General features: G+C 44.5%; 12 protein-coding genes. 7 read left to right on the top strand and 5 right to left on the bottom strand.

Annotated elements, in window-relative coordinates; translation table 11 throughout:
• Positions 1 to 149: 149 nt before the first annotated feature.
• Entirely contained in the window at positions 150 to 527 is a 378-nt protein-coding gene (locus WH95_RS04075; RefSeq protein WP_046503143.1) for a DUF1127 domain-containing protein, read from the bottom strand.
• Between the two features lie 264 nt (positions 528 to 791).
• On the opposite strand from WH95_RS04075, the gene WH95_RS04070 reads away from it, so the two are divergent.
• On the top strand, positions 792 to 2,609 hold the full coding sequence (locus WH95_RS04070) for an aminopeptidase P family protein (protein ID WP_046503142.1): 1,818 nt from the start codon (positions 792 to 794) through the stop codon (positions 2,607 to 2,609).
• Between the two features lie 48 nt (positions 2,610 to 2,657).
• Here the strand turns inward: WH95_RS04070 and WH95_RS04065 are convergent, their stop codons facing one another.
• On the bottom strand, positions 2,658 to 3,545 hold the full coding sequence (locus tag WH95_RS04065; RefSeq protein ID WP_052741777.1) for a LysR substrate-binding domain-containing protein: 888 nt from the start codon (positions 3,543 to 3,545) through the stop codon (positions 2,658 to 2,660).
• Between the two features lie 286 nt (positions 3,546 to 3,831).
• Between WH95_RS04065 and WH95_RS04055 the strand changes: the two genes are divergently transcribed.
• The 5 genes from WH95_RS04055 to WH95_RS04035 all read left to right on the top strand — a co-directional run bounded on the left by WH95_RS04055 (position 3,832) and on the right by WH95_RS04035 (position 6,230).
• A complete protein-coding gene (locus WH95_RS04055; RefSeq protein ID WP_245622934.1) occupies positions 3,832 to 4,704 on the top strand; it encodes an alpha/beta fold hydrolase in 873 nt (290 codons plus the stop codon).
• 131 nt (positions 4,705 to 4,835) lie between these two features.
• Entirely contained in the window at positions 4,836 to 5,147 is a 312-nt protein-coding gene (locus WH95_RS04050) for an ArsR/SmtB family transcription factor (protein ID WP_046503134.1), read from the top strand.
• 1 nt (position 5,148) lies between these two features.
• Positions 5,149 to 5,502 carry a DUF1428 domain-containing protein gene (locus WH95_RS04045; RefSeq protein ID WP_046503131.1) on the top strand — a complete coding sequence of 118 codons (354 nt, stop codon included), beginning with the start codon at positions 5,149 to 5,151 and terminating at the stop codon, positions 5,500 to 5,502.
• A gap of 1 nt (position 5,503) precedes the next feature.
• Entirely contained in the window at positions 5,504 to 5,767 is a 264-nt protein-coding gene (locus WH95_RS04040; RefSeq protein ID WP_046503129.1) for a YdeI/OmpD-associated family protein, read from the top strand.
• Position 5,768: 1 nt separating this feature from the next.
• Positions 5,769 to 6,230, top strand: coding sequence for an SRPBCC family protein (locus WH95_RS04035; RefSeq protein WP_157845882.1), 462 nt, complete (start codon positions 5,769 to 5,771; stop codon positions 6,228 to 6,230).
• Between the two features lie 77 nt (positions 6,231 to 6,307).
• Here WH95_RS04035 and yddG read toward each other — a convergent pair whose 3' ends face one another.
• Complete coding sequence (yddG, locus tag WH95_RS04030) at positions 6,308 to 7,225, bottom strand: aromatic amino acid exporter YddG (RefSeq protein WP_046503123.1); 918 nt, start codon at positions 7,223 to 7,225, stop codon at positions 6,308 to 6,310.
• A 105-nt stretch (positions 7,226 to 7,330) separates the two neighbouring features.
• Positions 7,331 to 8,083, bottom strand: coding sequence for an AraC family transcriptional regulator (locus WH95_RS04025; protein WP_046503120.1), 753 nt, complete (start codon positions 8,081 to 8,083; stop codon positions 7,331 to 7,333).
• 258 nt (positions 8,084 to 8,341) lie between these two features.
• Between WH95_RS04025 and WH95_RS04020 the strand changes: the two genes are divergently transcribed.
• Positions 8,342 to 9,079, top strand: coding sequence for a transporter substrate-binding domain-containing protein (locus WH95_RS04020; RefSeq protein WP_157845881.1), 738 nt, complete (start codon positions 8,342 to 8,344; stop codon positions 9,077 to 9,079).
• A 124-nt stretch (positions 9,080 to 9,203) separates the two neighbouring features.
• On the opposite strand, the gene WH95_RS04015 is transcribed toward WH95_RS04020, so the two are convergent.
• The gene (locus WH95_RS04015) at positions 9,204 to 11,498 is read right to left on the bottom strand and encodes a methyl-accepting chemotaxis protein (protein ID WP_046503117.1); all 2,295 of its coding nucleotides are present in this window, start codon (positions 11,496 to 11,498) and stop codon (positions 9,204 to 9,206) included.
• Positions 11,499 to 11,515 lie beyond the last annotated feature (17 nt).

The raw sequence follows: 11,515 nt of genomic DNA, 5'->3' as shown, positions 1-11,515 counted from the left end.
GAAGCTTTGATTCCGTTTTGTTCCCCTTTCGGTTCAGGAACGTTCCATGAATCTCCGCCAACATTTTGAGCGTCGGACTTTGTCAGCAGTCTGACGCGCCGGAGTTTCCGGCGCGTTTTAACAAGTAGTGCTGCAAGCAAAAAGGGGGATTATGCTGCGCGGACTGACTTGCCGTTATTTTCTGCTTTATTGGTTTCTTTTGTAGAAACAAAGTCAGAAGACGAAAGGAAAGAGAAGCCAGGTTCAAAGGTTTTAGCTTCTTTCTCGGCAGCTTCAGCATACAGGCTATTTACTGTTGCTTCGATATTGCCGCGGCTTAGACCGATGTCTTTTAGTTCGCGATCATTCAGATCCCAAAGCTGATTAACAGTTGCGCGACGCTCCATATAGCTTTTGAAGCTTTTTACAAGGCCAGTGATCGCAGCATAGATGCGATATGTTTTTGTATAACGGTGTGGCGCTACAGTTACGAATACAGGCTGGTTAGCAATTTCGTTGGCCGCGAATACGAATTTATCTTCTCTCATGATCATTTCTCCTAGATCAGTTAATGCGGCCGACTATTGCTTTCTATTGCCGCTGTGTTGTTGCACTATATCTAGCTCATAAAAGTTTTTTCGGTAGCGGTGATTCTGCACCACAGCCATGCATTTTGAGCATAATTTGATTTTTTGATATTTAAGCATTTGAAAATAAACAATTTGTCGTTATGCAAAAGCAGGTGTTGTGATACTCTTGTCGCTCGGATAGTCTGCTGAAAATTAAATTGTATATTGTATAAGGATTGAAAAATGCCTGAAACGGCTTCTCTTGATCATAAATCTCGCCTCAAGGCGCTGCGCGAACAGTTAGCTCAGGATGGCGTGGATGGCTTCATCGTCCCGAGAACTGATGAGCACCAAGGGGAATATGTACCGCCGCAAGCTCAGAGATTGGCATGGTTGAGCGGCTTTACCGGTTCGGCCGGGCTTGCAACTGTCCTTATGGACCGGGCTGCAATCTTTGTGGATGGACGCTATACAATTCAAGTGCGCCAAGAGGTAAGTGAACAGCTTTTTGCCTACCAGCATCTGGTGGAAGAGCCGGCACATCAATGGTTGGAAGATAATGTTTCCGCAGGTATGCGTATTGCCTATGACCCATGGCTACAGAGCGAAAACCAAATCAAGGCTCTGCGCAAAGGTGTTGAGAAAGCCGGGGGCGTTCTGGTTCCTCTTTCAGAAAATCCGCTTGATAAGGTGTGGTTAGACCAGCCCGCCCGACCTTGCACTAAATCCATGCCGTACGTTTTAAAACACGCGGGAAAATCTTCACGCGATAAGCGCGAAGAAATTGGCAAGCTTCTTACCAAGTCAGAGGCTGACTGCGCAGTTCTAAGTCTGCCAGATTCTATCGCATGGCTTTTGAATGTGCGTGGTGAAGATGTGGATCATACTCCATTGGTTCTTTCTTTCGCCGTTGTTCATGCTGATGGGGCTGTCCAATGGTTTGTTGATTCGGAAAAGGTGACAAGTGAAACCCTGTCGGCACTGGACAATCAGGTCGAGGTGGCTGAGCCAGAGACACTGGAAGCGCGTCTTGAGACTTTTGCCCGTGATGGAAAAAGAGTTTTGGTTGATCCGGCGACCTGCCCCGAGCGTATCACAGCTCTATTGGATAAAAGTGGCGCTAACCTTGTGCGGGCGATGGATCCCGTTAGTTTACCAAAGGCGAGAAAGAACACATCAGAGCTGGATGGTATTCGTGCCGCACATATTCGTGATGGCGCGGCGATGGTGCGGTTTTTGAAATGGGTAACTGAAAGTGCTTTGGAACGTGCGGATACAGACAATCCTGTTACTGAAATGGAGGCTGTGCACAAGCTGCTGTCTTTCAGAGAAGAAGTGCCGCTGTTCAAAGACTCTTCATTTGATACCATTTCGGGGGCGGGGCCAAATGGGGCACTTTGCCATTACAAAGTAAGTGATGAAAGTTCCCTACCCCTTAAAAGAGACGAAATCTTCCTTATTGATTCAGGCGGGCAATATCTGGACGGAACAACAGATATTACGCGTACGGTTATTATCGGAACCCCGAACGAAGAAATGAAGGATCGTTTTACCCGGGTTTTGATGGGCCACATTGCATTATCCACAGCAAAATTCCCAAAGGGTACAAATGGCATACAGCTGGACAGCCTCGCCAGACGTCCGCTTTGGGATGCTGGTTTGGATTATGACCATGGAACTGGGCACGGTGTTGGGTGCTTCCTTGGCGTGCACGAAGGTCCTCAACGTATTGCGAAGGCTTCGTCACCTGTCGCGCTGGAACCCGGTATGTTCCTGTCAAATGAGCCGGGTTATTACAAGGCAGGTGAATATGGCATTCGTATTGAAAACCTGATTATTGTGCGTGATGCAGGGAAAATGGTTGGATTGGATACACCGCTATATGATTTTGAAACCGTTACCTTGTGCCCAATTGATCTGCGACTGATTGAGCCTTCCTTGATGAGTGCGGCTGATATCAAATGGCTGAATGATTACCACGCCTGGGTTCGTAAAGAACTGGCACCTCTGCTTGACGAAGAGCACGTGGCGTGGCTGGACGCGGCGACACAGGCCATATAAACTCACCCCCCCACCCTCTACTGGCTAATTAAGGTAGAGGGTGGGTATTTACACCGGGCTGTCTTTATTCTGTTTGCGTATCCATGTCAGGAATTTTTTTAGATGTGGCGGGATAATGCCCTGTTTAAAGACAAGGTGATATCCGGTGTTTTCATTTCCAGTTAATGAAAACAATTCAACAAGCTGACCGCTTTTGATATCGTCCTGTACCCAGTTTGAGGGAAGAACCCCTAAACCCTGCCCATCACGAATAGCATCTTTGGTAAGGTACCCAGAGAGGTGAATTTTTGCATGATGGGCATGAAAATCAATATCGTGATGTTTTAGCCAAAAATGCCATTCCGAGTGGCGGTCATCGATGTCACATACCCAAGGCAGTTTTGTCAGATCCTTGGGGGAATTTATTTGAATATCTTTGATGAGTTCTGGGGATACAACAATACTTGTATAGCTGGGCATCAACTTTTCGACTTGAAAGCCCGACCAGTTTCCCGTGCCGTAACGAATAGCCAGGTCATAGTCATCTCGGCGAAGATCAACCACTTCGCTGTTCGCATTTAACAAAATCTCGACATCAGGATGTTGTTTGCGAAAATCGCTCAACCTTGGCATGAGCCAGAAGTTTACAAAGGTTGGCGTCATGGTGATACGCAAGGGGCGATCTGTCGTGCTGTCCTTGAGATCTTTGACAGCATCATCGATGATATCGAAGCTCTTTCCCAGCTCAGAACCGAGGCGAAATCCGGCCTCTGTTGGAACAACGCCGCGACCTTCGCGCTGTGTGAGTGTTATGCCAAACCATTCTTCCAAACGTTTAATCTGTTGGGCAACAGCAGCGTGAGTTACGTTCAGCTCTTTGGCGGCATGACTTAGGTTGTGGTGCCGCACAACAGCTTCGAAGGCGCGTAAACTGGATAGGGAAGGGAAATCACGCATTAAATGTAATATAATCTAACATTATAAGATTTTTCCTGATTTGAATTCATAAACATTCTGCCTAATATTTGTGAGAATAGTTATGGATAAGGAATGAAGCAATGATAAATGTTTTAGGGAAAACTTACATTTTAGCTGCGAGATTAGAAGATCGTTCAGTACGGTATGACCGTAAAAATGCTGAAACAAAAAATGTGAACATTAAAAAAGAACAACGCGAGCGGAAGAAGGGGGCCAGCAAGTTTGGATCGGGAAACCTTCTAAGGTTTTTTGGGGGGGCTTCTGAGTGTCCCTGTCATTAGGTCAGATAGTTACTCTTGCGGATAGTTTTCTGGATAACAGGTACAGTATGATGCTGAATTTGGGTCATCAATTTGACTTTAAGGGACAGTCGATCGCATGGGGCGTTATGGGGGACGGTGAACCTCTCGTTCTTGTGCATGGGACGCCTTTTTCCTCGCAGGTTTGGCGGCGAATTGCGCCAGCTTTAGCAAATAAGTGGCAAGTTTTTTATTTTGATTTACTCGGATATGGTGAGTCAGAGAAAAGAGAGGGGCAAGATGTTTCTTTGGCTGTTCAAAATGAAATTATGTCTGCCCTGTTTCGTCATTGGGGATTAAGGAAGCCTGTCGTTCTTGCCCATGATTTTGGCGGGGCAACTGCTTTAAGAGCGTATTATCTTAATGATTTGGCGTATTCACAATTAATTTTGGTTGATCCCGTGGCTTTGGCGCCTTGGGGGTCGCCGTTTGTTCAGCATGTTCGCAAGTTTGAAGAGGCTTTTGCAAAGATGCCGGATTATATGCACGATGCTTTATTGAAAGTTTATATACAGGGTTCTGCTTTTAATGAGCTTACTGCTGATGCTCTTGATATCTATATGCGACCCTGGCGTGGTGAATTGGGTAAGTCAGCTTTTTATCGGCAAATTGCTCAAATGGATGAAACCTATACGGATGAAATTTCTCGATACTATGGGGCAATGGACTGCAAGATAAAACTATTATGGGGGCAGGAAGATCAATGGATACCTGTCTCTCAAGGCAAAAAATTAGCTGATATGATAACGGGGGGGCAAATAACAGTGGTCCCCAAATCCGGTCATTTAATGCAAGAAGACCATCCCGAGGCAATTCTCGCGGCTTGCTTCGAAGTATAGGTATTTTGTTGCTGTCCCTTGATTGATCAGCTTGTATTCAATCTAGGGGAATTATACGTGTAAAGACTCTATCGTTGCATTCACTTAATTTAGTATTTACTTAATTAAGTGAATGCTGTATTAATTAAGATATGGATAGATTCTCTGCTCTTGCCGAGCCAAACCGTAGGCGCATGATGGAATTGATTGCAAGTAATGGTGAAATGGCTTCGACCGATATCAGTAATAGATTCGATATTAGTGCCTCGGCCATTTCCCAGCACTTAAAGGTGCTGCGTGAAGCCGAACTTGTAAGTATGGAAAAACGGGCACAGCAACGAATTTATCGTGTTAATCCAGATGGCATCGAAGAAATGTGGGAATGGCTCAACGACATGCGCCAATACTGGAATGATCGTTTTGATGTTCTGGACAAACTCTTGCTTAAAAATAAGGATGGTTAATATGTCTTATGTTGATGGATTTGTTGCTGCTGTACCGACCAAGAATAAAGAGTCTTATCTGAAACATGCACAAATAGCCTCGACAGTTTTTAAAGAGTACGGTGCCTTAAAGGTTGTGGATTGCTGGGGCGATGATGTTCCTGATGGGAAATATACTTCCTTCCCCCTGGCGGTGAAAAAGCAAAGTGACGAAACTGTTCTTTTTGGGTGGATTGTTTGGCCGGACAAAACGACACGCGATGTGGCCATGCAAAAAGCGATGGAAGATCCACGTATGCAGGAAGAAGAAAACCCAATGCCTTTCGATGGGAAACGCCTGATATATGGCGGGTTTGAAATGATGTTTGAGGCATAGGATGTCACAGGAAAATATTTCAACAGGTGTGGTGCATGAACTGCCGGAAGATTTAAAACAGGCATTGTTGTCTGATACCTGTGCTTTGGGTGCCTGGGAAGATATTACGCCCCTTGCGAGAAACGAGTGGATTTGCTGGATAGAAGATGCAAAGAAGCCGGAAACCCGGACAAAAAGGATAAATCGGGGGATTTCGGATTTAAACAGGGGAAAACGTCGTCCTTGTTGTTGGCCTGGTTGTTCACATAGAGAAAAGGGAAAGTGACGTGTCACGAACACAAACTATGGAACAGGCTGAATTCACACTTGTTATTGAACGTGTTTTTGATGCCCCGAGAGAGCAGGTTTGGAAAGCCTGGACAGATCGAGACATTCGAATGCAATGGCTTTCACCCAAAGACTTTTCTGTTCGTCAGGATGATGGCCGGATTTGTGCGGGGCATGAGTATAAGGCTTGTATGATTAGTTCCGCAGGCAAAGAAAGTCGTTACGCGGGGGAGTATCGGGAAGTTAAAGAGCCGGAGAAGCTTGTTTTTACGCACACATGGCAAAATGATACCTGTGGTGTTCCATACATTGAAACACTCTGCACAGTCCTTTTGGAAGAGACCGTAGATGGTAAAACAAAAATGATCTTTACTCAGGCTGGGCTTCGTTCTGCAGATGCACGCAGAAGCCATAATGGTGGATGGAGTGAATGCTTTGATAAGCTACAGGCTGTTGTTTAGTTGTGACATATAACTTTTGGCAATGCTAAAAATAATATGTGGGCCATTGTTGATTGTGCCCACTTTTTCTGTGATTTCTAAGACACAGTCTCTCTTGATGACGTCCTGCCTTTTTTACTTTGTAATATATCCAGAGAAGCCAGCAATGCACCTCCGACAATAAGCAAGCAGGCAATGACAATCGTCCAGCTTGCTTGTGCTAAGCCGACAGCAATCAACAGTAATGTGCTCAAAAGCGGAGCACCATAAGACAGGGCGCCCAATACCTGAATGTCACCATGCTTGGTGCCGTAGTCCCAGACAAAGAAGGCAAGGCCGACGGGGCCTAGGCCAAGGGCTACAATAGCAAACCACTGTGTTGTTGTCGGATTAATCCAGGATTCCGTGAACAGATGAAACACAAGGCCAAGAAAGGCCGTCGCGCCACAAAACCCCGTTACTGTATCAGTTGGAACCTGTTTGAATTTTCTGTTTAAAACTGAATAACCCGACCAGGTCAGCGCACAGGCTATGGCGGCAATATATCCTACATAATGATCGGTGTTCCACGACAGGCTTTGCCCCTTTGTGACAATAAGTACGGCACCCGCCAAGCCCGTTAAGGTGCCGGCAATGTGAAACCAGTAAAGTTTTTCCCCTGGCAATAGGGCAGAGAAAAACACAATGAGTAGGGGCCAGAGATAGGCAATCAGGCTTGCTTCAACTGCTGGGGCGTTATGCAGGGCAATAAAATAAAACAAGTGATAACCAAAGAGGCCGCCAACAGAAACGATCCATACAACCGGTTTCTGTTTTAGACTTAGAAATGACTGCTTTCCTTTGCATAGCAGAACAATAAAGCCGGATATAAAGGCAATAAAAAAGGTGAGAGCAAGAAGTTGAAAAGGCGGAATTCCTTTTGCCCAAGTTGTGAAAAGGGCCAGAAGAGCCCAAAGAAGAATAGCGACCGTACCAATAAGTGTGGCGCGTAATTGGTTGTTTGGTGCGGTTGTCATTACTGTCTGTTCCAAAATTACGAATTAACGTTAGGGCCAGGAATCTACAGATCTTTGGGGAAATGTCTTGTTCAGGATTCTGATTGTTTTGGCTTATCGTCTGTTTCAGATCGGCTTGTTAAGTGCCCTGTCATGACCAGGAGAAATGCCAAAGTTGTTTCGATAGGCACGGTTAAAGCCGCTTTGGTCTGCATAGCCCGTTTCATGGGCGATGTGGGCCAAGGATAGCTGTGTATTCAGGACCAGCTGGCGCGCATGTTCAAGTTTCAGGTGGGTTTGAAATTTTTGTGGTGAGTACCCCAGATAGTTACTGAAGAGTGCATGCAGATGACTTACAGAGAGGCAAGCTTGGGTAGCGATATCTTTGGATGACAGCTTTCTGGTATGATTTTGTTTTATATATTTTAGGGCAGATTGCAGCTTTTGCGGCAGCTTATCATCAGCTGAATTGTTACGATCCGCCAGAGCTAAGAGAAACAGTTTGATGCTTTGTTCTCCGATTGTACTCAGAGTTTGCCTCTCTAACTCGGTTGCAGTGAATTTTCCGAGATTTATAAGTCCGTCATCCAGGGGGAATAGAATTTGATTGTGCGCACGATCCCAAAGTGAATTCAGTTCGGGCATATAATTGGCGTCGTTGAAATCAAAATCAACAACGGTAAAGCTGTTGGGTTTAAGTCCCCGAAATGCGTGGGTATCATTGGCGGTAACAATAGCCACCTGATCAATTTTGGCAACGCCGGAAGATTGTTCAGATTCAAGCTCCAGCTCTCCTTTGTGTGGGATGATAAGCTGGTGATAGGTACTATGGCTGTGGCTTTTGAAGTCTTTTGTGTAACTTCGGCGGTTTGCTTTCATACTTCATTTTATCAGGACAGCTTTGTAAGCCAAGACGGGTTGGTAAAAAGCTGATTTTGTTTGGTGTGCTGTTTAACTCTGCATATTGGTATCGTTGTGTGGGTTTACAAACAAGGCGTTTTATTAAGCACAAGTTAAAACAATTTTTCTATAATGCATGTGTTTTGGGTTCATTGTTTTGTTCAAACACAAAAATCAGATCAGATATTTTTGTGATTGTTGGCCAAAAATTACGAAGACTGTGAGCTGGTGGTATCTATGAAATTATGTGGATATGGGGTTGTTGTTTTTCTTCTCTTAAGCATGTTCTCTGGAGCTGTTCACTCACAGAATATATATACTGAAAACTTTCCACCCTATAATTATCAGGTCGATGGAAAGTTAGTGGGGTTATCCAGCAAAATTATCCAGAAAATGGCCGATGAAATAGGTGCGGAGCCTTCGATTAGCCTGTTGCCTTGGTCAAGAGCTTATAAGTTTGCAAAAGAGAGAAAGAATAGCGGTATTTTTTCGATTGTACGTGTTCCTCCTCGTGAGGCTGATTTTCAATGGGTTGGCCCTATCGAGACTGTAAATATGGGGATATATACATCTGAACTGAACGCTATTGAGTATTCTGGTGGGAATGAGACGCGATTAGAACAAGCCAGACAGGCCGCGAGTATCGGGGTGCAGCGGGGTGGTGCTGCCGAGAAAATCCTCATGTCGATGGGATTCAAAAATCTTTATCATTCCGCAACGACCCGCAAAGCTATTCTGAGATTAATCGATCACCGCTACGAACTGTTAGCACTTGATGAAAATTACGTGGAATACATACTAAAGGCCGAAAACATTCCTTTATCACGCATTCGGAGGGTCGCTGACATTGGTGAATTTAACCTTTACCTCGCTTTCTCTAACAGTACGCCAATAGATGTTGTCGAAAAGTGGCAACAGGCATTGGACACGATTAAAAGTCGTTCGCAGCTTGAGAATGATGAACTAACAAACTAACTAATGTCTGATTATTCTGAATTAAGATATGCCCAGATACGACTATTGGGAACAGTGCTGTTTGATAGAGGAAGTATCTGGAATATAAAATCAGAGACTTCCTCTTGTTAAGTTTAAAGGATTCTTAGGCAGCCGCTTGTTGAACCACGGGTTCCTTTATGTGTTCAGCAATATATTCCGAGAGTTTGGCCTCAGTATTCTGGGTATGTATAAAGGACAATCGCATTTCGCCCGTTGAATTCAACTCAACAATGTTAAAGTCAATGACTTCATCAAATCCCGAGATTTGAATTTGGGATACTTGATCAGGAATGACAGATAACGGGCTTACCTTTGCGCCACTTGATGAAAGGTTCGCCAACTCCACCTCGATCATTTCTGATCCATTTATCAGATATGCTGGCCAAGGGCCTTCATAACGTTTTGCGGATCGACGATTACCCACTGCAGATTCTCGTAAATTTTTCAAAACAGCGGCCATTCTATTTTGCAATTCGGCAATATGGTCTGCTGTTTGATCGGCATTATCTCTAACTTGTGTGGAGATGTTTTTCACTTCGTTTGTTTCAACTGCCAAATAATTGACTTCGTCCGAGGCCTCTGTCGTATTGATCGCAGTTTCTTGTACGTTTTGGCTGATTTCCTGTGTTGCAAGGTTTTGCTGTTCAATCGAATCACTAATCGTCTGGGATATGTCGTTCACTTCGGTGATGACTTCTGTAATAGAACGGATTGCCGTAACGGCCTTTCCGGTTTCACTTCTAATGGACGTGATTTGATCACTTATCTCTTCTGTGGCTTTTGCTGTTTGCGTCGCCAGGCTTTTGACCTCTGAGGCGACAACAGCGAAACCTTTGCCTGCATCACCAGCACGTGCTGCTTCGATGGTTGCGTTCAAAGCCAATAGATTGGTTTGTTCTGCTATGTCTTGAATGAGTGTAACGACATTGCCTATTTTTTCAGCTGCACCTGAAAGTTCACTGATTGTTGTGTCTGTACTTTTTGCTTCATCAACAGCTTTCAGCGTGATGGCATTTGATTGTTCAACTTGTCTTGTTATTTCCCCAATCGAAGAGGAAAGCTCTTCAGAGGCAGAAGCCACGGCTTGAATGCGTTCACTGGCTTGTCCTGTACTGTTGGACACCGATGCAGATCGTTTGGTGAGCGATTCAATAATTTCGTTCATGTTGCGTGATGCTGCTCTCATTTCATTTGTTTTCGTGTTGGTATCCTCTACGGCATCTCTGACTTCCTGTCCAAGAGCATCAGCAATTGACAATATTTCAGCCTTGAGGCTTGCGGCTTGCTCTTCTCTCCGCTTGGCATTTTCAGCTCTTGAGTTGGTTATTTCTATTGAGTTTTCCTTGAATACCTGGACGGCACGGCTCATTTCACCGATCTCGTCCTTGCGGTTCAGGCCAATAACTTCAATTGTCTGATCGCCCTTGGCCAGTCTTTTCATTGCAGAGATAATTTTCCCCAGGGGAACTGTAATGCTTCGGGTAATGAGTACGCTTAACAGGATGGAACTAAACAATAGGATAAACCCGATAATAAGGGTTAAGTCTGTTGTTCTATTACGAATGTCTGTTAGTTCTGTCTGGGCTTGATCCAAACCTGTTCCAGCCGTTTCAAACAGGATCTTAAAGTTGGGCTCCATTTCTTTGAAAATTGTGCTTAGGGTTTTGATTTCTTGTTGAGTTTCCTGATTGGTTAATGCCCATTCATTGAATTTATTCAGGTATTCATTTATCAAGGTGGTTAATCGTTGTTTATTTTCATCCGAGATATTTGATTCTTCTAGTAGTTTCAGGAATTCTGAACGACGTTCTTTAATGCGTTGAATATATTTATCCTGTCCTCGGAGCATAAAGTCTTTCTCCTGCCTGCGCATCATCAGCATCTTTATGGTCAGGGGGTCGTTGTTGGTTGCTGTGAGCTGATCCTCAATTTGATGAACTGCTGTACGAAGGGCTCCCCTCAATCCACTTTCTTCATCAAGTCCCATTGTTTGCATGAGGGCGACGATTTTTCCAAACTGTTGGGAATGTTTATCAAGGTATTCACTCAGCAGCAGGATTTCGTTCTGAACATTAATGGCGGCCGGCAGGTCGTAAAGCTTGTCTAATGTAGAGGTAATATCCTGTTTTTGTTTGAAGTATTGGTCTGCATATTTAAGATCTTTGCGAAGCAGAAAGTCTTTTTCACGTCGACGCATGTGTAATGTGCCCAGCTCAACATATTTCGTAAGGGTTGCCAGCTTTTCGTTATTTTGTTGATCTACAAAGGCACGATCAACCAACTTGTCGCCAGAAAAGAAGGTTATGACGAGGATGATAAGACTTGTGGCAGCAAGAGCAGCAATAAAACTTATGCGGAGACTGATTTTTGCGCTACGAAAGAAAGAAAATTTCAGCATTATAGAACCGTTCCTGA

The organism is Kiloniella litopenaei (assembly GCF_000982415.1).
Lineage (GTDB): Bacteria > Pseudomonadota > Alphaproteobacteria > Kiloniellales > Kiloniellaceae > Kiloniella > Kiloniella litopenaei.
The sequence above is the reverse complement of the archived record's forward strand: the minus strand, read 5'-3'. Positions and strand labels throughout refer to the sequence as shown.

Bases quoted from the DNA above. Each gene is read 5' to 3' on its own strand.
- WH95_RS04075 (WP_046503143.1), bottom strand. From the start codon at position 527: ATGAGAGAAGATAAATTCGTATTCGCGGCCAACGAAATTGCTAACCAG.
- WH95_RS04070 (WP_046503142.1), top strand. From the start codon at position 792: ATGCCTGAAACGGCTTCTCTTGATCATAAATCTCGCCTCAAGGCGCTG.
- WH95_RS04065 (WP_052741777.1), bottom strand. From the start codon at position 3,545: ATGCGTGATTTCCCTTCCCTATCCAGTTTACGCGCCTTCGAAGCTGTT.
- WH95_RS04050 (WP_046503134.1), top strand. From the start codon at position 4,836: ATGGATAGATTCTCTGCTCTTGCCGAGCCAAACCGTAGGCGCATGATG.
- WH95_RS04045 (WP_046503131.1), top strand. From the start codon at position 5,149: ATGTCTTATGTTGATGGATTTGTTGCTGCTGTACCGACCAAGAATAAA.
- WH95_RS04040 (WP_046503129.1), top strand. From the start codon at position 5,504: ATGTCACAGGAAAATATTTCAACAGGTGTGGTGCATGAACTGCCGGAA.
- yddG (WP_046503123.1), bottom strand. From the start codon at position 7,225: ATGACAACCGCACCAAACAACCAATTACGCGCCACACTTATTGGTACG.
- WH95_RS04025 (WP_046503120.1), bottom strand. From the start codon at position 8,083: ATGAAAGCAAACCGCCGAAGTTACACAAAAGACTTCAAAAGCCACAGC.
- WH95_RS04020 (WP_157845881.1), top strand. From the start codon at position 8,342: ATGAAATTATGTGGATATGGGGTTGTTGTTTTTCTTCTCTTAAGCATG.
- WH95_RS04015 (WP_046503117.1), bottom strand. From the start codon at position 11,498: ATGCTGAAATTTTCTTTCTTTCGTAGCGCAAAAATCAGTCTCCGCATA.